We start from the raw sequence: 23,843 nt of genomic DNA on the forward strand, positions 1-23,843 counted from the left end.
ACCGGTTTACCATACAAGACATCCCCAGCGGCCGCGATCTGCGGCGCAGCAACGACCAGGTCAGGAGATCGAGTTTGAACAACGGCACCGCGCATCCGACCGCGCAGGACGATCCTGCGGACCCGATCCAGGGCATCGTCGACGCCTTCGGGCACGCGCGCCGCAACGGCGCTGCGCTTCCCGACTTCCCAGGGGCCATTCCCGAGACGCTGGTCGACGCCTATGCCGTGCAGGACGCCGCGATCGCGGCCTGGCCGGATGCGGTGGTCGGCTGGAAGGTCGGCTACATCGCCGCCGAGCGGCGCGATGTCTCCGGCGACGACCGCCTGCTCGGCCCGATCTTCCGGCGCAACCTGCAGCAGGCGGGGCAGGCCACGCGCATCGCGGTGTTCGCCGGGGGCTTCGGCGCGATCGAGGCCGAGTACGTGCTGCGCCTCGATGCCGACGCGCCTTCCGACAAGCTCGACTGGAGCCCCGACGAGGCGGCCGCGCACCCGGCCACGCTGTTCATCGGGCTGGAGGTCGCGAGCAGCCCGCTGGCGACGATCAACGTGCTCGGCCCGCGCGTGGTGATCTCCGATTTCGGCAACAACAACGGCCTGGTCGTCGGCGACGAGATCGCCGATTGGACCGGCGTGGACGAGGCGCGCCTGCGGGTCGAGAGCCGCATCGATGGCGTAGTCGTGGGCAGCGGCGGTGCGACCACGCTGCCTGGCGGTCTGCGCGCGGCCTTCGCGTTCGCACTGGCGCGCTCGGCGCGACGCGGCCGTCCGCTGCGCCGCGGCGAGTTGATCGCGACCGGCAATGCCACCGGTATCCACGAGATCGCGCCCGGCCAGCGCGCCGAGGTGATCTTCGACGGCCACGGCACGATCACCGTCGATGTCGAGGCCGCCGCGCCCCAGGCGCCGGGGACGGTCGCATGACCTCGCGTCGGCGCTTTCTGGCCGGGCTCGGTGCAGTGTGCGCCGCGCCGTTGCTGCCCGCGGCCTTGCATGCCGACGACGGCGCGACCGTACTGACCGCCACCGACGTGCACGTCGCCGGTTATCCGACCGTCGAGGCGGTGAAGTGGATCGGCGAGACACTCGAGCGCGAGACCGGCGGTCGGGTGCGTCTGCGCCAGTACCACTCCGGTCAGCTGGGCCGCGAGGCCGAAGCGATCGACATGGCCCGCTTCGGCGCGATCGACATGACCCGCGTCTACGCCGGCGCGCTCAACAACGCTTTCCCGCTGACCACTGCGCTGTGCCTGCCGTATGCATTCGACTCCGTCGCGCATCTGCGTCATGCGCTCGACGGCGGCATCGCACAGACCGTGCTCGACGGCTTCGGCAGTCGCGACCTGGTCGGGCTGGCGGTCTACGACAGCGGCGCACGCTGCTTTTACAACACGCGGCACGCGATCCGCACACCCGCCGATCTCCATGGCCTGAAGCTGCGCGTGGCCTCGTCGGACATGTTCATCGACCTGATGCGGCTGCTCGGCGCCAATCCCACGCCGATGTCGCTCGGCGACACGTTCTCGGGCATGGAGACGCACATGATCGACGGCGCCGAGAACAACATGCGCAGCTTCCATTCCAGTCGCCATTTCGAGGCGGCGCGGTTCTGGTCGCAGAGCGAGCACTCCTACGCGCCGGACATCCTGCTGATCTCGCGCCGCTCGCTCGACGCGCTGGCGCCGGCCGATCGTGACCTGCTGATCGACACCGCGCGCGCCTCGGTGCCGGTGATGCGCCGGCTGTGGGACGCGTCGGAGGAAGCGGCGCGCCAGGCCGTGCGCGATTACGGGATCGCGTTCAACGAGGTCGACATGGACGCGTTCCGTGCGGCAGCTGCACCGTTGCGCGAGCGCTACCTGCGCCAGCCCGAACTCCAGACCCTCTACCGTCGCATCCGCGACTTCGCCTGACACACGGGGACCCCGCGATGTCCGAAGCCTCGACTCTCCCGCCGCTGGGCGCCGCCGGGCGCCTGCTCGAGCGGATCGCCCATCTCGCCATCGCCATCGCCGCCACGGCCCTGTTCGGGCTGGTCGTCGTGCAGGGCTGGCAGGTGTTCGCCCGCTATGTGATCAACGATTCGCCCAGTTGGACCGAGCCGGTCACGCTGCTGCTGCTGAGCACGGCGATGAGCCTGGGCGCGGCCGCCGGCGTGCACACCAACCGGCACTTCGGCTTCTACCTGCTGCACGACCACGTACGCCCGGCGGTCCGGCGCGGGATCGATCTGCTGGTGCCGCTGGTGATCGCCGCGATCGGCGCGGTCATCGCCTGGTGGGGCGCGTTGTTGCTGCTCGACGGGCTGCATATCAAGGCTGCGGGGGCGGCGATGCCGCAGAGCATCAACTACCTGCCGCTGTCGATCGGCGGCGCGCTGATGGTGGTCTTCGCATTCAACCGTTTCGCATTGGCGCTGCGTCCGCGCGTCGAAGAGGAGGTCCGCTGACATGGCGATCGCGATCCTGTTCATCGTCTTCGCCGCGCTGCTGGTGCTCGGCGTCCCGGTCGCGTTCGCACTGGCGGCCGCTGCGCTGGCGACACTGCTGTATCTGGACCTGCCGTCGATCGTGCTCGTGCAGCAGATCTCGGCCGGCACCGGCTCGGCCTCGCTGATCGCCATTCCGTTGTTCATCTTCGCCGGCGAAATCATGATGCGTGGCGGCATCTCCGAGCGCTTGATCGCCCTGGCTTCGTCGCTGGTGGGACGCATGCGCGGCGGCCTGGGCCAGGTGTCGATCCTGTCGTCGCTGTTCTTCGGCGGCGTGTCGGGCTCGGCGATCGCCGACGTCTCGGCAGTGGGCGGCACGATGATCCCGCAGATGGTCAAGCGCGGCTACGATCGCGATTTCGCGGTCAACGTCAGCATCACCGCCGCGCTGGTCGCGTTGCTGGTGCCGCCCTCGCACAACCTGATCCTGTTCTCGGCCGCCGCGGGCGGCGGGCTGTCGATCGCCGATCTGTTCGCCGCCGGCATCGTGCCGGCGCTGCTGATGACGCTGGCGCTGATGATCACCGGCTATCTGGTCGCGCGCCGCCGTGGCTACGGCGTGGAGATCTTCCCCGGCTGGCGCGCGGTGCTGCTGCGCACGGTCTCGGCGCTGCCGGGCCTGGGCCTGGTCGCGCTGATCTTCGTCGGCATTCGCGCCGGCATCTTCACCGCGGTCGAGAGTGCGGCGATCGCGGTGGTCTACGCGTTGCTGGTGACGATCGTGCTGTATCGCCAATTGCGTGTGCGCGAGTTCGTCGAAACGATCACCCATGCCGCGCGCAGCACTGGCGTGATCCTGTTCGTGATCGCGACCGCTTCGGTGTTCGGCTGGCTGCTGGCCTATCTCCAGGTGCCCAGCGCCGCGGTGGAATTCCTGCAGTCGTTCGCGCACAGCAAGCTGGCGGTGCTGCTGATGATCGTGCTGATGCTGCTGCTGCTCGGCACATTCATGGACCTGGCCCCGCTGATCCTGATCTGTACCCCGATCTTCCTACCGGTGGCGCGTGCCTACGGCATCGACCCGATCCACTTCGGACTGGTGCTGGTGCTCACTGGCGGCCTGGGCCTGGTCACGCCGCCGGTCGGCTCGGTGCTGTTCATCGGGACGGCGATCGGCAAGATCACCGTCGGGCAGAGCATGCGCACGATCTGGCCGTTCTGGTTCGCGGGCCTGGGCGTGCTGCTGATCGTGACCCTGTTCCCGAGCCTGTCGCTGTGGCTACCGGCGGTGCTGCGCGCCGGCTAAAGGCCGTCGCGGCGCCCCGGCATTGCGCGCCGTTGTTGGTGGACGGGAGAAATTCGACTCTGACCCCGGTTTTAACGGGGGGGCGCGTTTTTCGGCGGCCTGGGCCCAGCGCTCGGCGACCTGGGGCGAGGTCAGGCAGGCGACGTCGTCGGTGACGGTGGTCACCGCGCGTTCGAGCAACTGGATGTCGGCCTCGTGCTGACGGGCGACGTGCGGGTCCTCGAAGAAGATCGCGCGCCGGCACTGGCGGTCGAGCACCAGATCGGCGATCTGTGCGTCGCCGCCGAGCGGGCCGCTGTTGAAGCGCTGCGCCCAGGCCTCGCCGACCGGCCAGCCGCGGCGCCAGGCCAGTTCGTTGAGGCGTTGGCCGGTGGTGCCGGTGGCCACGCGGGTGCGAAAGCGCGACAGCAGTTCGAAATGGCGGTCGGCGAAGTCGAGCATCTGCGGCTTCATCGCGTCGTGGGCGATCAGTGCGACGGTCTGGGTCTCGAAGGCATGCAGGTCGTCGGCGCCGGGATCGGGCGGCAGGCCGGCGTGCAGGCGTTCGCACTCGATCCAGTCGCGTGCCGAGGCCACCGTCGACAGGAAGGGCTTGCCCTGGATCACGCACTGGCGCTTGAGCGCGACCGCCTCGGGGAAGATCGACGAGGGGTCCACCGGGTCGATCAGGTAGACCACACCGTCGAGCGTGCGGCCGTCGCCCAGCCCGACGACTTCGGCGACCAGCTTCATCAGACCGCCCTCGCGGCCGTAGGGGTAACGCTGCATCCGGGTATGGCCGTCGAGCGCGCCGTGGCGGGTGATCGCGTCGAAGGTGCGGCCGACGACATGCAGCGCGATATCCAGTTCGCGGATGCCCGCGCCACTGGCCTTGAGCCAGCGGAACAGGGCGGCCTCGCGGTCGGCATGGTGGCGTCGGTTGGCGGCAAGTCCGAGTCGCATCGAAAGCACAGTGGCAGCGGCGAAGGTGTGCACGCTAGCACGCGCCACGCTGTCTGCCGCATTGCGGAATGCGTATCGGCACGCGCTCTGCTACGGTCGGGTGACCATCGGTGTCATCGCCTTGCAGCGTGCTGGCGCCTCGTCCTGTTCCCCAAGGAGATGCGCATGTATCCGCGCCGTTCCCCGCGGCTTTTCGGTGTCTGCGTCGCCGGGCTGTTGTTCGCCGCCAGCGCTGCCGCCGCGCCGCCCGATTCGCCTACGCCGTCCACCGCGCCTGCCAGCCAGGGCTGGGCGCGCGGCATCGAACACCAGCGCAAGGCCGACCTCGGCGACGGAACATTTCTCAATCCGGTGTTCGCCGGCGACCGGCCCGATCCTTCGGTGCTCAAAGACGGCGAGGACTACTACCTCACGCTGTCTTCGTTCGACGCCTATCCCGGCCTGCCGCTCTGGCATTCGCGCGATCTGGTGAACTGGCAGCCGCTGGGGCATGCGATCACGAAGAATGTCGGCTCGATCTGGGCGCCGGACATCGTCAAGCACGATGGGCGTTACTACATCTATTTCCCGGCCCGCTCCGGTGGCACCGAGGGCGCGGAACGCAGCAACTACGTAGTCTGGGCCGACGACATCCGCGGGCCGTGGAGCGAGCCGGTCGAGATCGGCCTGAGTCGCTACATCGATCCGTGTCATGCGGTCGGCGAGGACGGCAAGCGCTACCTGTTCCTGAGCGGCGGCGACTACGTGCAGTTGTCCGACGACGGCCTGTCGGTCGTCGGCGAGCCCCGGCATGTCTACGACGGCTGGCAGTACCCGCAGGACTGGGACGTCGAGGCCTATGCGCAGGAAGGCCCGAAGATCCACAAGCGCGGCGACTGGTACTACATGACCACCGCGGTCGGCGGCACCGCTGGCCCGCCGACCGGGCATATGGTGATCACCGCACGCGCGCGCTCGATCCACGGGCCATGGGAGAACTCGCCCTACAACCCGATCGTGCGCACGGTCGATCGCAGCGAGCCATGGTGGTCGCGTGGCCATGCGACGGTGATCGAGGGCACCGATGATCGGTGGTGGATGATCTACCACGGTTACGAGAACGGCTACTGGACGCTTGGCCGGCAGGCGTTGCTTGAGCCGATCGAATGGACCGACGATGGCTGGTTTGTGGCCCGCGGCGGCGACCTCGGCCAACCCTTGGCCAAGCCGGCCGGCAGCGCGGTCGGCGCGCACGGCATGGCGCTGTCGGACGATTTCCGCAGCGGCCGCCTGGGCCACCAGTGGGCGTTCTTCGATCCAGCGCCCGACGAGTATGCGCGGCTGGCCTTCGGCGACGGCACGTTGACCCTGCAGGGCAAGGGCCGCACCCCGCGCGATGCGTCGCCGCTGACGGTGATCGCCGGCGACAAGGCCTACCAGTTCGAGGTCGAGATGGAGATCGAGCCCGGCGCGATCGGCGGCGCGCTGCTGTTCTACAGCGACCGGTTGTATGTGGGCGTCGGCAGCAACGGCGAGCGCATGGTCATGCACCGCTACGGGCTGGAGCGTCCCAGCGGCGGGCTGCCGGCGGGCCAGGGCGGCCGGTTGTGGCTGCGGGTGACCAACGACCGCCACATCGTCACCATCCACACCAGCGCCGACGGCCGCAGCTGGGAGAAGTACCCGGTGCAGATGGAGGTCTCGGGCTACCACCACAATGTCGCTGGCGGCTTCCTGGCGCTCAAGCCTGCGCTCTATGCCGCCGGCGAGGGCAAGGTCCATTTCCGCGACTTCCGCTTCCGGGCCCTGGACTGAACATGGCCGGGGCGTGGAGGGCGGGGGCGCACAACTGTCGCTAGAATGGAAACCGCACGACAACCGGCCCCTGGGGGACCACGGATGCCCACAGAGAACAAGACGATCCGGGGCGGCGGTACGATGCCGCGCGCGGCCACGATCAACGACATCGCCCGCCTGGCGGGGGTCTCGAAGAAGACCGTTTCGCGCATCATCAACCACTCGCCGTTGGTGCGGCAGGACACGCGCGAGAAGGTCGAGGCGCTGATGCGCGAGGTCGGCTATGTGCCCGACCCACTGGCGCGCGGTCTGGCGTTCCGTCGCTCGTTCCTGATCGGCATGGTCTACGACAATCCGACCGCGCAGTTCATCGTCAACATGCAGTACGGCGCGCTCGACACGCTGCGCGACTCGGGCTACGAACTGGTCGTCCATCCCTGCGACAGCCGCAGTCCGAACTACATCGACGGCGTGCGCCGGTTCGTGCAGCAGCAGAAGCTGCACGGGGTGATGCTGGTGCCGCGCGTGTCCGAGGACCAGGCACTGGCCGACATGCTGGCCGAGACCGGCTGCCGCTACGTGCGCATCGCTGCGGTGTCGATGGACACGCCCGAGCGCATGGTCGTGACCCACGACCATGACGGCGCGGCCGAGGTCGCCGATTACCTGCAGTCGCTGGGGCATCGCGACATCGCGATGATCACAGGGCCCCGCGACTACCGCTCCTCGATCGAGCGTTCGACCGGCTTTGTGTCCGCGCTTGAGCGGCGCGGCGTGGCGATGCCCAAATCGCGGATCGTCGAGGCCGGCTATACCTTCGAATCGGGCGTGGCCGCAGCCGAGAAGCTGCTCGGCGCGAAGAAGCGGCCGACGGCGATCTTCTGCGGCAACGACGAGATGGCCGCCGGCGTCTACCGCGTGGCGATGCGCGCAGGCATCAGCATTCCCCGGCAACTGTCGGTGGTCGGCTACGACGACAGCCCGCTGGCCTCCCGGCTGTGGCCACCGCTGACCTCGGTCCGCCGCGACACCCGCGACACCGGCCGGATCTCGGCCGCGATGCTCCTCCAGCCCGAGGGCGCACCACGCCCGTTGGCGAGCGTCCGGCCGCATCTGGTGGTCCGCGACTCCTGCCAGCCGCCGGACTGAGGGCGCCGGCCGATCCCGGCAGGGCCGCGACGCCGCGCGCGCGGCCACCCACCGCGCGTGGCGTGATCGCGCGCCTGCCGCACACTGCATGCTGAGGTCGTCCAGCCGCGTCGACCACGCCGCAACACAGACCGGCCCGTTTGCCGCGCCGCGGTATGACACCGGTTACCGAAAGGCCTAGAATGCCTGTTCCCGACGTTCCGCCGCTCGGAGCCGCCATGTACCAGAAGACCTACCACGCGACCCATCCGGGCGTGATGCAAGGCATCGACAACGACGCGCTGCGCGATCTGTACCTGCTCGACGCTCTGTTCGCCGACGATGCGATCCGCCTGAGCTACACGCACTACGAGCGTTTCGTCATCGGCGGTGCGTCGCCGATCTCCGGCCCGCTGTCGCTGCCCGTGCAGACCGCGCCCGCATCCGCGGCGGGGCGGCCGTTCCTGGAGCGGCGCGAGCTCGGCGTGGTCAACGTCGGTGCCGGACCGGGCACCGTGACCGTCGACGGCACCGCGTACGCGCTCGCACCCAAGGACGGCCTGTACGTACCGATGGGCAGCGCCGAGGTGGTGTTCGCGTCGGACGATGCGGCCGTGCCGGCGAAGTTCTATCTGGCGTCCACGCCGGCACACGCGCGTTTCGAGACCAAGAAGATCTCGATCGCCGAGGCGGTGCCGCTCGAGCGCGGAGCGCTTGCGACCAGCAACGAGCGCACGATTTACCAGTACATCGTGCCCGCCACGTGCGCCTCCTCGCAGTTGCTGCTGGGCCTGACGATCCTCAAGCCGGGCAGCGTCTGGAACACGATGCCGCCGCACCTGCACGACCGGCGCAGCGAGGTCTATTTCTACTTCGATCTGGGCACCGACGATCGCGTCTATCACTTCATGGGCGAGCCGCACGCGCAGCGCCACCTCGTGGTGGCGGACAGCGAGGCCGTGGTGTCGCCGCCGTGGTCGATCCACATGGGCGCCGGGACCTCGAACTATTGCTTCATCTGGGCCATGGGCGGCGAGAACCTCGACTACACCGATATGCACGTGCTCGACATCTGCCAGCTCAAGTGACGTTCCCGCCGCGCCATGCGCGGCATTTTCGCCATCGCTCCACAGGAGAGTTCCACCATGACGAATCCGTTCAGCCTCGAAGGCAAGGTCGCGCTGGTCACCGGCGCCAACACCGGTCTGGGGCAGGGCATCGCACTGGCGCTCGCGCAGGCCGGCGCCGACATCGCCGCCGCCGGCATCCAGCCGCCGAGCGAGACGCAGGCCAAGGTCGAGGCGCTGGGCCGGCGCTTCGTCGCCATCGAGGCGAACCTGATCAGCATCGAGCCGGTCGATCGCATCCTGCGCGAAACGCTCGACGGCCTGGGCCGCCTCGATGTACTGGTCAACAACGCCGGACTGATCCGCCGCGCCGACGCGGTCGACTTCAGCGAGCAGGACTGGGACGACGTGATGAACGTCAACATCAAGTCGGCGTTCTTCCTGTCGCAGGCCGTCGGCCGCCACTTCATCGCCAACGGCGGCGGCAAGATCATCAACATCGCCTCGATGTTGTCGTTCCAGGGCGGCATCCGGGTGCCGTCCTACACCGCCAGCAAGTCCGGCATTGCCGGCATCACGCGCCTGTTGGCCAACGAGTGGGCCGGCAAGCACATCAACGTCAACGCCATCGCGCCCGGCTACATGGCGACCGACAACACCGCGCAGTTGCGCGCCGACCAGGCCCGCAACCAGGCCATTCTCGAGCGCATTCCCGCCGGCCGCTGGGGCGAGCCCTCGGATCTGGGCGGGGCGGCGGTGTTCCTGGCCAGCCGCGCCTCGGACTACGTCAACGGCGCGGTGATCCCGGTCGACGGCGGCTGGCTGGCGCGCTGATCCGCTTCGCTTTCTTTTCGCGGGTCGCCGCCCGGGCGGCCCGCGTTCCCCTTCGAACACGCAAGAGAGACGCGCAATGAAAATCGCATTGATGCAGGAATTCAGCCAGGCCGCGAAGAACCCGGTCGTGCTGGAACAACTGACGACGGTGGCCGGCGAACAGGGACACACCGTCTTCAACGTCGGCATGGACGGCGACAACGACCACCGCCTGACCTACATCCACTTAGGGATCTGCGCCGCGCTGCTGCTCAATGCCAAGGCGGTCGACTTCGTCGTCGCCGGCTGCGGCACCGGTCAGGGCGCGATGATGTCGCTCAACGCTTGGCCGGGGGTCTACTGCGGCTACTGCATCGAGCCGACCGACGCCTTCCTGTTCGCGCAGGTCAACAATGGCAACGCGCTGGCGCTGCCGTTCGCCAAGGGCTACGGCTGGGGCGCGGAGATCAACATCCGCTACATCTTCGAGAAGGCCTTCGCCGGCGAGCGCGGCCAGGGCTACCCGGCCGAGCGCAAGGAATCGCAGATGACCAACGCCGGCATCCTGGCGCAGGTCAAGCAGGGTGCGTCGAAGGACTTCGTCGAGGGCCTGAAGGCGATCGACCAGGACCTGGTCAAGCAGGCCGTGGGCGGCGTGCGCTTCCAGAAGGCGTTCTTTGACAACGCGCAGGACGAGGCGATCGTCGCCTACGTCAAGGGCGTGCTGGGCCGGTAATCCCCCGTCGCTGTACGACGCAGGCCGCCGCCAGAGTGCGGCGGCCTGCGGGTCGATCCGAAATGCCATGCGGAGCGTCGCCACGATGAAACGTCTGCTGTCGCTGCTGTGCCTGGGGGTCGTGGGCACCGCGTTTGCCGCATCGCCCGCACCGCATCGCATCTTCATTGCTGGCGATTCGACCGCGGCGAGCTACGGCCCCGAGCGGGCGCCGCAGGCTGGCTGGGGCCAGGCGCTGCCGCGCTGGATCGCCGGCGGCTGGGAAGTGCGCAACCATGCGATGGGCGGGCGCAGCACCCGCAGCTTCATCGACGAAGGTCGGCTGGACGCGATCGCCAGCGAGATCGATGCCGGCGATGTGTTGTTGATCCAGTTCGGCCACAACGATGCCAAGCGCGAGGATCCGACGCGCTACGCCGATCCCGCGACCGACTACCCGCGCTTGCTCCAGCGCTATATCGACGTGGCGCGCGAGCAGGGCGCCACGCCCATCCTCATCACGCCGGTCGCGCGGCTGCTCTACGACTTCCGTTCGCTCATCGACACGCATGGCCGCTACACGCTGGCGATGCAGGTCCTGGCGACCCGCGAGAACGTGGCGCTGATCGATCTCAATGCCGCGTCCAGCGACTGGATCCGTGCGCATGGCGAAGACGGCGCCAAGCCCTACTTCATGCACGTGCCGGCGCAGGGCAAGGCCGACGGCACCCATTTCAGCGAGGCCGGTGCCGATGCGGTCGCCTGTCTGGTCGCAGCGGGCTGGCGCGGCCTCGATGCCGATGCACCGGTCAAGCCTGTCAGCGCGGCCGACTGCAACGCATTGCCGGCACCGCCGCCCGCTTCGGTGTCGCCGTCGGTCGTCGTGCAGGAGCGCGACATCGCGATCGAACAGCCTGGGCCGCACGAAGGTGCCGGCACGACCACGGCCTATCCGTTCTTCAGTGATGCCACCGGCCTGGACCTCGTGTTTCGCAAGCGCGCCCTGCATCCGGGCGCGACCATCGGCGACCATGTCAACGACAAGGACGAGATCTACTACGTGCTGTCCGGGCGCGGGCGATTGCTGCTCGGCGACACGGTGCGCGAGGTCGGCCCGGGCGATGCGATCCTGACCCGCGACGGCGACCGCCATGCGCTCGACCAGGTCGGCGACGAGGACCTGGTGATCTTCATCGTCTACCGGCCGGTGCGACGCTGAGCGAACACTGCGGCAGGCCCAAGCCCCCACCCGACACGCATTGCTGCGTGTCGACCTCCCCCGCAGGCGGGGGAGGTGACTCCACCGCGGCGTCCTGGCTTTTGCCCTTCCTCCCCGCGTGCGGGTGAGGTGAGATAGCGACACACTGCGTTGCCGCGCCGCGCCGCTCCTTCCCCCGTAGCACGGGGGAAGGCTGGGATGGGGGCGCTTTTCCGCGGCAGGCCCAAGCCCCCACCCGACACGCATTGCTGCGTGTCGACCTCCCCCGCAGGCGGGGGAGGTGACTCCACTGCGGCGTCCTGGCTTTAGCCCCTTCCCCCGTAGCACGGGGGAAGGTTGGGATGGGGGCGCTTCCCCGCACGTATCGGCACCGCGGCGCTCTCGCCGATGGCAGGCTCGACGGTATCCTACGCGCAGTCGAATCGAGGACATGTCGATGGATCCGCAGCGCTGGCGCCTGGACGGCCAACTTGCCCTGGTGACTGGCGGCAGCGCCGGCATCGGACGGGCGATCACCCGCGAACTCGCCGGATTTGGTGCCACGGTGCTGATCGTGGGCCGCAACGGCGACACGCTCGAGGCTGCGCGAGAGGAATTGCTGGAGGAACTCCCGCAGGCCGATATCCGCGCGCTGATCGCCGATGTCGTCGACGAGGAGCAGCGCGGCGAGATCCTCGACTGGGTCGAGGACCAGGGCGAAGGCCTGAACATCCTGGTCAACAACGCCGGCGGCAACCTGCCGCGCGCGGCGACCGAGTACGGCGAGGACGAGTGGCGCGAGATCTTCGAGATCAACGTGTTCAGTGCATTCGAGCTCACCCGCCTGGCGCATCCGCTGCTCACCCGCCATGCCAGTTCCAGCGTCGTCAACGTCGGCAGCGTGTCGGGCATCACCCACGTGCGCACCGGCGCGGTCTACGGCATGAGCAAGGCCGCGCTGCATCAGATGACACGCAACCTCGCGGCCGAATGGGCCGAGGACGGGGTGCGCGTCAATGCGGTGGCGCCCTGGTACATCCGCACCCGGCGGACCTCTGGACCGCTGGCCGATCCCGACTATCTCGACGAAGTACTGCTGCGTACGCCGATGGGGCGCATCGGCGAGCCGGAGGAAGTGGCGGCGGCGGTCGCCTTTCTGTGCCTGCCGGCGGCGGGCTACATCACCGGCGAATGCATCGCCGTCGACGGTGGGTTCCTGCGCTACGGGTTCTGAGGGCGGAGGCGACCCGCTCGCATCAGGGCGCGTCCGCCACGCACGTGCTTCCGTCCCAGGTCGCACGCATCCGCTCGTAGGCTTGCCGCAGCGCCGGGCTGTTCGCGCTGTCGGCGTAGCGCCAGCGGAACTCCGCTTCGTGCAGCCGGGCCTCCCAGGCCGCGCACAGCGCATCGGTGGCGACCGCCTCGCAGCTGTCCTCGACCCGCTCGCAGGCCTGGCCGGCACCGAGGCCAGGCAACCCGCCGATGCCGACGGTCTGCATCGGCCGGCAGCGCGTGGGTGGGGTGGCGTCCTCGCGCCAGTCGATGGTGCCGTCGTAGCTGCGACAGGCGTACAGCGCTGGTGGCGGGGCGCGCAGGGCCGGCGGCTCGGCGGCGACGTCCGGGGGCGTGCGCGGCGTCGATGCGGGTGTCGCTGCCGGTGCCGGGCGTGCGGGCGGGACATAGGCGGGCAGGGGCGCCGCGATCTCGACCACGCGCCGCTGTTGCTGTTGCCCAGGCGCGCAGGGGCGGCCGTTCTGGAATGTCACCGCGCCATCGGCATCGGTGCAGCGGTAGATGACGGTGTCGGCGGCGGCCGTGCCGGCGGCCACGGCCCACAGCAGGAGCGCCACGGCCGCGCGCAGGCCGCGCGTCATCGGCCGCAGTCCTGTCCGAGGCGGGCGTTGATCGTGGTCTCCTCGCCGCGCAGGCGCGCGCGTTCACTGGGCTGGGCGTTGAAGAACCGGCGCCGAATCTCTTCGCGGCGCTCGGCCAGCAGGCTGCAGACCTCGGCCTGCGGCAGCGGGCTGCAGTCGTCGCGGACCCAGGTGCCGGCCCCGCCGGTGCCACCGCGCCACCCGCGCCGTGTGCCCGCGTCGATGTCCACGTCCACTCGGCCGCCGCCTTGGCCGGCCTCGACACCGATCCGGGTCGAGGGACCGCGCAGCGGCGGCCCGTATCCCAGTGTCCACAGCGGCACCCACCGCGGATTGCCTGCGGACGAATCGCTGGTGTACGTACTGCCGTCTGGACGTACACAGCGGTACATCGGTTGCGCTGGGCGGACGACGACGATCTGCGGCGCCGCCGGGGCGGCGGCCGGTTCGGCCGAAGGCGCCGGCCGCGACGGTCGCGGCGCGGGTGCGGCATCGACCGGGCGGATCATTGTGCGGACCTCCTGGCGATGGCCGTCGGCGCACGGCGAGTCGCGCAGCGTGATCTGTCCGCGCGCATCCGTGCACCGGTATACGACGACGTCGTCGCGGGCCGCCGCCGGGGGGCAGGCGGCGGTCAGGCATGCGGTCAGGACGAGGAGGCTCGGAACGCGGCGCATGCCGCCATGATGCGACGACAGAGGCCCGGGCGAAACCGTTGGGCGGGCGCCCCGACGGCATCGGGGGGCCGCCCGATGCTGGCCCTTGGCGACCTGCGGCATCGGGAAGCGGACAGGCGGACGTCACGGCCGCCGCGACAGCGGGTCGCAGGCCGGGGCCGGGGCGTGATTCGCGGCGCTGCCGGCCCATGGACGCGGTTCGACGGCAGGATTACGATGCGCGCCGGATCGTGACCTCCATTCGCTCTGCGCAAAGCCGGGCGGGCGATGCCACGGTCCCCGGCGTTCGTCGCGACGCGCCCCAGCGCGCCACGGCCTGTGCGATCGGTGGAGACCGGTCCGGCCTGGAGCGACTGCAGCGATGCATCGCGCTCTGTCCCGCGATGTTCTTGGCGTCTGGCACGCGGCAGGTACAGGTCCGCCACGCGCGCTGGCAGGCGCAGCACGCGTGGCGCGTCGGCCGCCGGCCCGCCGATGGTCCGGCTGTTCGTGTTCCGGCATGTGCCGTTCCTGGATCGGCGCATGCCCGCGTATGGATGCGCTGTTGTGCGGTGCCGTTCCACGTTGTCCCGAGCTTTTTCCACTCATCAAAAAGCCCCCTGGAGGGGATGTCATGAACGCAACCCGTTCGCCCCGTGTGCCCCAACCCGCTCTGCTGGCCTGTGCGCTGGCTGCCTGTCTGGCGTTCGCCGCGCCCGCCTTCGCGCAATCCACCAGCGCCACGCTGCGTGGCCAGGTGCGTTCGGCCGAAGCCGGCACCACGGTGACCGCGACCAACGTCGCCACCGGTGCGGTGCGCCGTGTACAGACCAACGCCGGCGGCGCCTATACGCTGGTCGGCCTGCCGCCGGGTACCTATCGCGTCGACGCCGGTGGCCAGCCGCAGACGGTGACGCTGTCGGTGGCCTCGACCGCAACGCTCGATATCCAGGGGGCGGCCGCCGAAAGCGCGCCGGCCGACGGCCCGGTCACCGACATCAACGGCGTCACCGTGACCGCCCCGCTGCTGCGCGACGTGCGCACGTCCGAGGTCGGCAACACGATCTCGCTGCGCCAGATCCAGCAGCTGCCGCAGGCCACGCGCAACTTCCTTGAGTTCGCCGACACCGTGCCGGGCATGCAGTTCAAGATCGACGCCCAGGGCCGCGCCACGCTGCGCGCCGGCGCGACCAACACCAGCTCGTCCAACCTCTACATCGACGGCGTCAGCCAGAAGAGCTACGTGCAGCAGGGTGGCATTGCCGGCCAGAACGAGAGCCCCGGCAACCCGTTCCCGCAGTTGGCGATCGGCGAGTACAAGGTTATCACCTCCAACTACAAGGCCGAGTACGGTCAGGTCAGTGGTGCGGCGATCACCGCCGCCACGCGCTCGGGCACCAACGAGTTCGAAGGCGAGATGTTCTATCGCTACACCAACGAGCGCATGCGCGCCAAGCGGCCCGACGAGACCGACAAGGACGACTCGCAGGTCAAGGAGTACGGCTTCGCGTTCGGCGGTCCGATCATCGAGGACCGCATGCACTTCTTCGTCGCCTACGAGGGCAAGGAGAACATCTACGCGCGTTCGGTGCAGCCCGACGCAGCCTCCGGCGACGCCTACCTGCGCCTGCCCCAGAACCTGCGCAGCTACTACGGCGCGACCACGCTGCCGTTCGAGGAAGACCTGTACTTCGCCAAGCTCAGCTGGGACATCGGCGATAACGACCGCCTCGAGCTGAGCGGCCAGTATCGCGACGAGGACGTGGTCGGCGGCGTCGGCGGCGTCAGCACGCCCGAGCACGGCGAAGCGCGCATCAACGAAGACAAGCGCGTCAACCTCAAGTGGATGCACTACGGCCAGCGCTTCTACAACGAGTTGATCGTCAGCACCCAGGACTCGCAGAACTCCAAGACCCCGGTCTCGTTCGGCAACGGCGCCATCTACACCGTGATCGACCGCCGCGAGCCGCTGACCGAGGCCACGCTGCTGCAGGTCGGTCCGGCCAGCGGCTTCAGCCTGCAGTCGCAGCGCCAGAAGGGCTGGTCGCTGCAGAACGACCTGACCTTCAACAGCTTCGAGTTCAAGGGCGACCACACCGTCAAGGTCGGCGTGAACTACCGCGACATCGACCTGGAATCGAGCGACGGCGAGCCGCTCAATCCGCAGTTCTCGTGGGAGTTCGACCCGGCCACCGGCCAGGTCGCCGCGCAGCCTTACCGCGTGGAGTTCATCGCGCCGTTCGCGACCCCGGGCCTGACCCCGCGCGTGGAAACGTCCGCCAAGCAGTACGGCTTCTACATCCAGGACGACTGGCAGGTGAACCCGCACCTGATGCTGAACTTCGGCGTGCGCTGGGATTACGAGGACGTGCCGGCCTACACCGACCACGTCACTCCGAAGGCCTTCGTCGACGCGCTCTACGCGGCCGATCCGCAGAATACGAGTCAGCGCTGGGTCGACCGCTGGCTCAACGGCGGCATCGATGCGATCAATCCGCTCGATTACATCAGCACCGGCAGCAACCGCAAAAACTTCAAGGACGCCTGGGCACCGCGCTTCGGCTTCTCCTACGACCTGGGCGCCGACGAGCGCCACGTGATCCACGGCGGTGCCGGCCGGTCCTACGACCGCAACCTGTTCCGCGACCTCGCGTTCGAGCGCCACAAGGGCTCGATCTCGCTGGTGCGCCTGGAGTTCGCCGATCCCACGACCGGCGAGTGCGTGGCGATCACCGGATCGCGCTGTGTCGCCTGGGACCCGGCCTACCTGGGCGGCGCAGACGTGCTCGCCGGCATCACCGGCTCGCGCGATGCCGCCGAGGCGTTCATGCTCAACAACCGGCTCAAGACGCCCTACAGCGACCAGTTCAGCCTGGGCATGAGCAACCAGGTCGGCCAGTGGCTGACCGACGTCACCGTGCAGCGCATCCTCGCCCGCGACGGCTTCGGCTACACGCTCGGCAACCGCTATCCCGATGGGGCGTTCTTCAGCCCTGGCGGCAGCCCGCCGTGGGGCGCGTCCGACCGCGTGCCGCCGGGCTTCGGCGGTGTGATCCTGGGCGACAACGGCGTCGAGCAGCGCAGCACGCAGATCCTGCTGGCGGCCGACAAGCCATACACCCGGGAATCGGGCTGGGGCGCCAACATCGCCTACACCCACACCCAGGCGCGCCAGAACAGCCGCAACAACGACAGCCAGTTCGACTACTTCGACAAGGCGCGGCTGCAGTACTTCCCGTTCGTGAAGTCCAGCAACCAGCCCAAGCATCGCTTCACCGCCTCGGCCTCGGTCGACGGGCCGTGGGGCGTGACCTACGGCGCCAAGCTGGTGCTCGAGACCGCCAACCCGATCAACACCGTGGCCTGCTACGGCGTCGAGGGCTGGGACGGTTCGACCTGCCAGCTGGTCGGCTTCGTGCCGCCGGGCAACGGCAAGTTCCTCGTCGGCGGCGACATCTGGAGCTACCGCACCGTGGATCTGCAGGCGACCAAGGAGTTCGTGCTGGGTGGCGACACGCGGCTGACTGCGCGCGTGAACCTGCTCAACGCGTTCAACTTCAAGAACTACGACAGCTACGTCTACGGCGGCCCGAACGGTGTCAACAACTACTTCGGCCAGGACGGCCAGCTCGATACTGGCTACGTGTCGGTGAATCGCAATGGCGGGATCTTCTACTTCCCGCGCACGCTGACGGTGGAAGTGGGCCTGAAGTTCTGAGCCCACCCTGCATCGATGAGGAAACAGAACGGGGCCTTCGGGCCCCGTTCTGCCTTGCAGCGTGTCCCGGGGCCACCTGCGCGGCAGCGCCCCGGCTTGCTCAGATCGCGTCGAGCGCGGCGCGGGTCGTGTCGCCGGCCTGCCGGCGCAGCATGCGGGCGATGCTCGCGGCTGCGTCGCGGCCTTCCTGGACCGCGGTCACCACCAAGTCGGCGCCGCGCACCGCGTCGCCGCCGGCGAACACCCGGTCGTGCGCGGTCTGGTAGGGCAGCCGCCGCTCGCCGCCGACGCGGATGCGGCCGCTGCCCGGCGCCTGGGCCCCGACGCCATGCGGGTCGAGCCAGGCCGGCACCGCCGGCGAAAAGCCGAAGGCGATGATCACCACGTCCGCCGCCAGCGTCGATTCGCTGCCCGCGACCGGGACGGCGGCGCGGCGGCCATTCGCGTCCGGCTCGCCGAGCCGGGTCTCGACCATGCGCACGCCGGCCGCGTTGCCATTCGCATCGGCCTCGATCGCCAGCGGCTGGCGGTTGAACAGGAATTGGACGCCTTCCTCGCGGGCATTGGCGACCTCACGCGCCGAGCCGGGCATGTTGGCCTCGTCGCGTCGGTAGGCGCAGGTGACGCTGGAAGCCCCCAGACGGACCGCCGATCGCACGCAGTCCATGCCGGTGTCGCCGCCGCCGAGCACGACCACGCGCTTGCCAGTCAGTGCCGGCAGCGTGAGTGTGTCCTCCCAGCCGGCGATCGGCCGGCCCCAGGTGTCGCTGCCAGTGACCAGGCGGCCGTTGTGCACGAGGAACGGCAGCGCCGGCAGCACGCCCGGCAGATCCTGGCCGGCCAGACCGCCGTCGGTGTAGCGATAGGCGCCGGTGCCCAGGAACACCGCATCGAAGTCTTCCAGCAGCGTGTCGAGTGCGACGTCGCGCCCGATCTCGACGCCGAGCCGGAACCTCACGCCCATGCCTTCGAGCACCGCGCGCCGGGTGGCGATGACGGTTTTGTCGAGCTTGAAGCTGGGGATGCCGAACTGCAGCAGGCCGCCGATCTGCTCGTAGCGGTCGAACACCACCGCCTCGATGCCCGCGCGCACCAGTCTGTCCGCGCAGGCCAGTCCCGCGGGGCCGGCCCCGATCACTGCAACCCGCCGGCCCGTGGCCACGACCTTCGACAGATCCGGTCGCCAGCCTTGGGCGAATGCGGTGTCGACGATGTACTTCTCGACCGCACCGATGGTCACCGCGCCGAAGCCGTCGTTGAGCGTACACGCGCCCTCGCACAGCCGGTCCTGCGGGCAGACGCGGCCGCACATCTCCGGCAGCGGGTTGGTCTCGTGGCACAGCGCCGCGGCCTCGTGCACACGGCCTTCCTGCACCAGCTTCAGCCAGTTGGGGATGTAGTTGTGCACCGGGCACTTGGCTTCGCAGTACGGATTGCCGCAGTCCAGGCAGCGATCGGCCTGGTGCGCGGCCTCGCTCGGCCCGAAGCCGCCGTAGAGCTCGTTCCAGTCGCCGGCCGTGCGCAGCGCCAGCGGCACCTTGCCCGGCATCTCGCGCGGCTCCTTGAGAAACCGGAACACATCGCGCTTGGTCATGGGGTGGACTCCGTTGCGCGAGGGGCGAAGCAGAGCGTGGAGACGAAGGTGCGCAGCACAGGCCTCATGCCGCCCGCCTCAGGTCTTCGGCCAGCGCTGCCAGGCTCGCAGCCTTGGGCTTGACCAGCCAGAACTTGCCGACGAAGTCGCGGAACTCGTCGAGGATCCGCGCGCTCCAGGCGCTGCCGGTCAGGCGGGCATGGGTCTCGATCAGATCGCGCAGGTGCGAGCGGTAATTGTCGAAGGCTTCCGGGGTGACGCGCAGGATGTCGATCAGTTCGTGGTTGTAACGGTCGACGAAGTCGCGATCGAGGTCGAGCACATAGGCGATGCCGCCGGTGAAGCCGGCACCGAAGTTCAGGCCGGTGCGGCCCAGCACCGCGACCGCGCCGCCGGTCATGTACTCGCAGCAGTGGTCGCCGGCGCCTTCGATCACCGCGACCGCGCCGGAGTTGCGCACACCAAAGCGCTCGCCTGCACGGCCCGCGGCATACAGCTCACCCCCGGTCGCGCCATACAGGCAGGTGTTGCCGAGGATCGGCGTGAGCCGCGACTCGAACGCGCTGCCGGCCGGTGGGCGCAACACGATCCGGCCGCCCGCCATGCCCTTGCCGACATAGTCGTTGGCCTCGCCCTCGAGCTCGAGGTGCAGGCCGCCGGCGTTGAAGGCACCCAGGCTTTGGCCCGCAGTACCGTGCAGGCGCAGCGTCAGCGGCCGGTCGGCCATGCCGGTGTTGCCGTGCACGCGCGCGATTGCGCCCGACAGGCGCGTGCCGATGCTCCGGTCGGTGTTGCGGATCTCGAAGTCGTAGCTGCCACCGTCGCCGCGTGCGATCGCCTTGGACACGCGTGCCTCCAGCGTGGCCGCCAGGCCGTCGGGCGGCGCCTGCAGCGCCGGTGCGCCGCAGTAGCCCAGCGGCTTGTCGGGATCGCGGCGCAGCAGCATCGACAGGTCGATGTCGACGTGGTCGCGGGTGCGGCGCAGGTGCTGCTCGAGCAGGTCGGTGCGGCCGACGATCTCGTCGAGCGAGCGCGCACCCAGCGCTGCCAGATGCTCGCGCACGTCCTCGGCGACATTGCGGAAGAACGCTTCCACGCGCTCGGGCAGGCCCTTGTAGTGGTGCTCGCGCAGCCGTGGATCCTGGGTCGCCACGCCGGTGGCGCAGTTGTTGAGGTGGCAGATGCGCAGGTACTTGCAGCCCAGCGCGATCATCGGCGCGGTGCCGAAGCCGAACGTGTCGGCGCCCAGCAACGCGGCCTTGATCACGTCCAGGCCGGTCTTCAGGCCGCCGTCGGTCTGCAGCAGCACGCGGTCGCGCATGTCGTTGAACTGCAGCGCCTGGCGCGCCTCCGACAGGCCCAGTTCCCATGGCGCGCCGGCGTAGCGGATCGAGCCCAGCGGGCTGGCGCCGGTGCCGCCGTCGTGGCCGGAGATCGTGATCAGATCGGCGCCGGCCTTGACTACGCCGGCGGCGATCGTGCCAACCCCGGCATGGCTGACCAGCTTGACCGAGATCAGCGCCTGCGGGTTGACCTGGCGCAGATCGAAGATCAGCTGCGCCAGGTCCTCGATCGAGTAGATGTCGTGATGCGGCGGCGGCGAGATCAGGCCGATGCCCGGTTTGGCGTAGCGCAGGCGCGCGATCAGCGCGTCGACCTTGCTGCCCGGCAATTGGCCGCCCTCACCGGGCTTGGCGCCCTGCGCGACCTTGATCTGCAGCACCTCGGCGTTGATCAGGTACTCGGGGGTCACGCCGAAGCGCCCCGAGGCGATCTGCTTGATCTTGCTGCGCCGCTCGCTGCCGTAGCGCGCCGGATCCTCGCCGCCCTCGCCGGAGTTGCTGCGCCCGCCCAGCCGGTTCATCGCGATCGCCAGCGCTTCGTGCGCCTCGGGCGACAGTGCGCCCAGGCTCATCGCCGCCGAGTCGAACCGGCGCACGATCGACGACACCGGCTCGACCTCGTCGAGCGGCACCGGCGCAGCTGCAGCACGCGGGCGCAGTAGATCGCGCAGTGCGGCCGGTGGCCGGGTGTCGACGAAGCCCGAGTAGCGGCGCCAGTCCTCGCGCGCGCCGGTGGCGACCGCGCGCTGCAGGGCCTGCACCACGTCGGGATTGAACTGGTGGTACTCGCCGCCGTGCACGTAGTGCAGCAGGCCGCCGGGTTCGGGCAGTGCGGTGTCGTCCCAGCCCTGCGCGGCGAGCGCCCAGGCGTCGGCTTCCAGGCACGCGAAGCCGGCGCCGCCGATGCGCGACGGCGTGCCTTCGAAGCACAGCGCGACGACCTCGGCATCGAGCCCGACGATCTCGAACAGCTGCGCGCCGCGATAGCTGGCGATGCTGCCGATGCCCATCTTCGACAGGATCTTCAGCAGGCCCTTGCGCACGCCGCGGCGGTAGCTGCGACCCAATTGCAGCATTTCGTCACCGCTCTGGGTCGGGAGCACGCCGCGCCGCGCCAGCCCGTGCAGGGTCTGGTAGGCGAGATAGGGATAGACCGCGGTCGCGCCGAAGCCGATCAGGCAGGCGAAATGGTGGGGGTCGCGCGCAGTGCCGGTTTCCACCAGCAGGTTGGCGTCGCAGCGCAGTCCCGCGCGCACCAGATGCAAGTGGATCGCGCCGGTCGCCAGCAGCGCATGCACCGGCGCGGTGCCGCGCTTGGGATAGCGATCGCTCAGCAGCAGGATCTCCACGCCCTCGCGCACCGCGGCTTCGGCCTCGGCACACAGCCGGTGCAGGGCGGCCTCGAGCGTCTCGTCCTGGCCGAAGTACAGGTGCAGCAGCCGGTTGGCATGCTCGAAGCGTGGCAACGCAAGCAACTGGCGCAGTTTGCGTTGCGAGAGCACCGGCGAGTTCAACAGCACGTGGTGCACGTTCTCGGCGCGGTCGAGAAACAGGTTGCCCTCGCGTCCGATCTGCGTGGCCAGGGTCATGACTCCGCCTTCGCGTAGCGGATCGATCGGCGGATTGGTGACCTGCGCGAACGCCTGGCGGAAGCCATCGTAGAGCGGACGCACGCGCTGGCTGATCGCCGCCATCGGCACGTCGTCGCCCATCGAGCCGATGCCTTCCTGCTCGGTCTGCGCCAGTGGCCGCAGCACCGATTCCTGTTCCTCGCGGGTGAGCTGGAACAGCTTCTGGAACGCCAGCAAGGTGTCGGCCGGGAAAGGCTCTGCGGCCAGTGCCGGGTCGATCAGTTCGGTGTGCAGATAGCTCATGCCGCGCTTGAGCCATTGCTTGTACGGCGCGCGTGCGCGGTTGACCGCATCGATCGCGTCGTTGTCGAGCAGCGTGCCGGCGGCTAGATCGATCGCGATCATTTCGCCGGGCCCGAGCTTGCCCTTGGCCTTGACGCGCTCGGGCGCGACGTCCCACACGCCGGTCTCGGAGGCGATCACGAAGATACCGTCATGCGACAGCGTCCAGCGCGCCGGGCGCAGGCCGTTGCGGTCGAGCGTGCAGGCCGCGTACCGGCCGTCGCACATCACCACGCCGGCCGGGCCGTCCCACGGCTCGGAATTGATCGCGTAGTACTCGTAGAACGCGGCCAGATCCGCGTCCTTGTACTCCAGCGACTGGGTCGCCGGCGGCATCAGGATGCGCATCGCCTGCAGCAGGTCCATGCCGCCGAGCAGCAGCCACTCGAGCATGTTGTCGAGGGTCTGGGAATCGGAGCCGTGCATCGTGACCGGCGCGTCGAACTCGCCGATGTCGAGCAGCGGCGAGGCCCAGACCCCGCGGCGCGCCTGGGCCCAGCGCCGGTTACCTTCGATGCTGTTGATCTCGCCGTTGTGCGCCAGCCGGCGGAACGGATGCGCCAGCGGCCAGCGCGGCAGCGTGTTGGTCGAAAAGCGCTGGTGGAACACCACCGTGACCGCGGCCAGGTCGGGGCGCGCGAGGTCCGGGAACAGCTGGGTCAGATGGCGCGGCAGCACCATGCCCTTGTAGCCGAGCAGCCCCGGCGTCAGGCCGACGACGTAGAAATCGGCGACCTCGCGCAGCGCCTGCTCGGCGCGTCGCCGCGCCAGGTACAGCGCGCGCTCGAATGCCGGTGCATCGTCGCCATCGGCTTCGACGAACACCTGGGCCACGCGCGGCAGCGACGACAGCGCCAGTTGGCCGAGCGCGGCGGTGTCGAGCGGCACTTCGCGCCAGCCGAGCGTGCGCACGTCCAGCGCCGCCAGTTGCGCGGACAGTGTCTCGCGGCACTGCGCCGCCGCTGTCGCGTCATGCGGTAGGAACACCATGCCGGCAGCGAGTTGAGTACCGGTGACGACGAAGCCGCTCTCGGCGGCAAGCGTGCGCACGAAGGCCTCGATGCCGACCAGCAAGACGCCGCAGCCATCGCCGGAGAGACCATCGGCGGCGATGCCGCCGCGATGCGCCATCCGCGACAGCGCCTGCAGCGCGCCGTCGACGATGTCGCGCGAGGCCTCGCCGCCAATCGTGGAGATCAGGCCGAAGCCACAGGCGTCGCGTTCGTCAGCGGGGTCGTACAGCCCGCGCACCGGGGATTCCCGCATCGTCGTCATTGCCATCCGGTCAGGGGAGCAGAGCCGGCGTGGGGATCGGAGCGTGTGGCGGTCTCGCAACGCGTCCACGTCGGGCCATCGACTAGAGCACA

Annotated in this window: 16 protein-coding genes and 1 pseudogene; 12 read left to right on the forward strand and 5 right to left on the reverse strand. The window is 69.4% G+C overall.

Annotation, left to right across the window (positions count from 1 at the left end; translation table 11 throughout):
* Nucleotides 1-125 precede the first annotated feature (125 nt).
* From WAF18_RS07270 to WAF18_RS07285, 4 genes are read left to right on the forward strand one after another with little or no spacing between them, the layout of a single operon-like run.
* The gene (locus WAF18_RS07270) at nt 126-926 is read left to right on the forward strand and encodes a 2-keto-4-pentenoate hydratase (protein WP_337244580.1); all 801 of its coding nucleotides are present in this window, start codon (nt 126-128) and stop codon (nt 924-926) included.
* Complete coding sequence (locus WAF18_RS07275) at nt 923-1,915, forward strand: TRAP transporter substrate-binding protein (protein ID WP_337244509.1); 993 nt, start codon at nt 923-925, stop codon at nt 1,913-1,915. The genes WAF18_RS07270 and WAF18_RS07275 overlap by 4 nt, the downstream gene beginning before the upstream one ends.
* A gap of 17 nt (nt 1,916-1,932) precedes the next feature.
* Nucleotides 1,933-2,451 carry a TRAP transporter small permease gene (locus tag WAF18_RS07280; RefSeq protein ID WP_337244510.1) on the forward strand — a complete coding sequence of 173 codons (519 nt, stop codon included), beginning with the start codon at nt 1,933-1,935 and terminating at the stop codon, nt 2,449-2,451.
* Nucleotide 2,452: 1 nt separating this feature from the next.
* The gene (locus tag WAF18_RS07285) at nt 2,453-3,739 is read left to right on the forward strand and encodes a TRAP transporter large permease (protein WP_337244511.1); all 1,287 of its coding nucleotides are present in this window, start codon (nt 2,453-2,455) and stop codon (nt 3,737-3,739) included.
* A gap of 93 nt (nt 3,740-3,832) precedes the next feature.
* On the opposite strand, the pseudogene WAF18_RS07290 reads toward WAF18_RS07285, so the two are convergent.
* Nucleotides 3,833-4,681 (reverse strand): annotated as a pseudogene (locus WAF18_RS07290) (methylglyoxal synthase); the annotation flags it as partial.
* Between the two features lie 165 nt (nt 4,682-4,846).
* Between WAF18_RS07290 and WAF18_RS07295 the strand changes: the two are divergent.
* The 7 genes from WAF18_RS07295 (at nt 4,847) to WAF18_RS07325 (ending at nt 12,612) form a co-directional block, all read left to right on the forward strand.
* The gene (locus WAF18_RS07295; protein ID WP_337244512.1) at nt 4,847-6,475 is read left to right on the forward strand and encodes a family 43 glycosylhydrolase; all 1,629 of its coding nucleotides are present in this window, start codon (nt 4,847-4,849) and stop codon (nt 6,473-6,475) included.
* 84 nt (nt 6,476-6,559) lie between these two features.
* Nucleotides 6,560-7,606, forward strand: coding sequence for a LacI family DNA-binding transcriptional regulator (locus WAF18_RS07300; RefSeq protein WP_183426570.1), 1,047 nt, complete (start codon nt 6,560-6,562; stop codon nt 7,604-7,606).
* A gap of 218 nt (nt 7,607-7,824) precedes the next feature.
* Nucleotides 7,825-8,673: a 5-dehydro-4-deoxy-D-glucuronate isomerase gene (kduI, locus tag WAF18_RS07305; protein WP_337244513.1), complete on the forward strand. Its 849-nt coding sequence runs from the start codon at nt 7,825-7,827 to the stop codon at nt 8,671-8,673.
* 57 nt (nt 8,674-8,730) lie between these two features.
* Nucleotides 8,731-9,486, forward strand: coding sequence for a 2-dehydro-3-deoxy-D-gluconate 5-dehydrogenase KduD (gene kduD / locus WAF18_RS07310; RefSeq protein ID WP_337244514.1), 756 nt, complete (start codon nt 8,731-8,733; stop codon nt 9,484-9,486).
* A 76-nt stretch (nt 9,487-9,562) separates the two neighbouring features.
* Nucleotides 9,563-10,201 carry an RpiB/LacA/LacB family sugar-phosphate isomerase gene (locus tag WAF18_RS07315; protein ID WP_337244515.1) on the forward strand — a complete coding sequence of 213 codons (639 nt, stop codon included), beginning with the start codon at nt 9,563-9,565 and terminating at the stop codon, nt 10,199-10,201.
* An 85-nt stretch (nt 10,202-10,286) separates the two neighbouring features.
* The gene (locus WAF18_RS07320; protein WP_337244516.1) at nt 10,287-11,399 is read left to right on the forward strand and encodes a GDSL-type esterase/lipase family protein; all 1,113 of its coding nucleotides are present in this window, start codon (nt 10,287-10,289) and stop codon (nt 11,397-11,399) included.
* Nucleotides 11,400-11,835: 436 nt separating this feature from the next.
* Entirely contained in the window at nt 11,836-12,612 is a 777-nt protein-coding gene (locus WAF18_RS07325; RefSeq protein ID WP_337244581.1) for an SDR family oxidoreductase, read from the forward strand.
* A 22-nt stretch (nt 12,613-12,634) separates the two neighbouring features.
* Here the strand turns inward: WAF18_RS07325 and WAF18_RS07330 are convergent, their stop codons facing one another.
* Both WAF18_RS07330 and WAF18_RS07335 read right to left on the reverse strand, forming a co-directional pair.
* Nucleotides 12,635-13,252: a DUF4124 domain-containing protein gene (locus tag WAF18_RS07330; protein WP_337244517.1), complete on the reverse strand. Its 618-nt coding sequence runs from the start codon at nt 13,250-13,252 to the stop codon at nt 12,635-12,637.
* Nucleotides 13,249-13,761 carry a hypothetical protein gene (locus WAF18_RS07335; protein WP_337244518.1) on the reverse strand — a complete coding sequence of 171 codons (513 nt, stop codon included), beginning with the start codon at nt 13,759-13,761 and terminating at the stop codon, nt 13,249-13,251. Before WAF18_RS07335 ends, WAF18_RS07330 begins: the two co-directional genes overlap by 4 nt.
* Before the next feature lie 781 nt (nt 13,762-14,542).
* Between WAF18_RS07335 and WAF18_RS07340 the strand changes: the two genes are divergently transcribed.
* Entirely contained in the window at nt 14,543-17,626 is a 3,084-nt protein-coding gene (locus tag WAF18_RS07340; protein ID WP_337244519.1) for a TonB-dependent receptor, read from the forward strand.
* Between the two features lie 100 nt (nt 17,627-17,726).
* Here WAF18_RS07340 and WAF18_RS07345 read toward each other — a convergent pair whose 3' ends face one another.
* Together WAF18_RS07345 and gltB are read right to left on the reverse strand one after the other, a co-directional pair.
* Nucleotides 17,727-19,220, reverse strand: a complete 1,494-nt coding sequence (locus WAF18_RS07345; RefSeq protein WP_337244520.1) for an FAD-dependent oxidoreductase — start codon at nt 19,218-19,220, stop codon at nt 17,727-17,729.
* A 64-nt stretch (nt 19,221-19,284) separates the two neighbouring features.
* Nucleotides 19,285-23,742 carry a glutamate synthase large subunit gene (gltB, locus tag WAF18_RS07350; RefSeq protein WP_337244582.1) on the reverse strand — a complete coding sequence of 1,486 codons (4,458 nt, stop codon included), beginning with the start codon at nt 23,740-23,742 and terminating at the stop codon, nt 19,285-19,287.
* Between the last annotated feature and the right edge of the window lie 101 nt (nt 23,743-23,843).

The sequence above is a fragment of the Luteimonas sp. gir genome (assembly GCF_037198055.1).
Lineage (GTDB): Bacteria > Pseudomonadota > Gammaproteobacteria > Xanthomonadales > Xanthomonadaceae > Luteimonas > Luteimonas citri_A.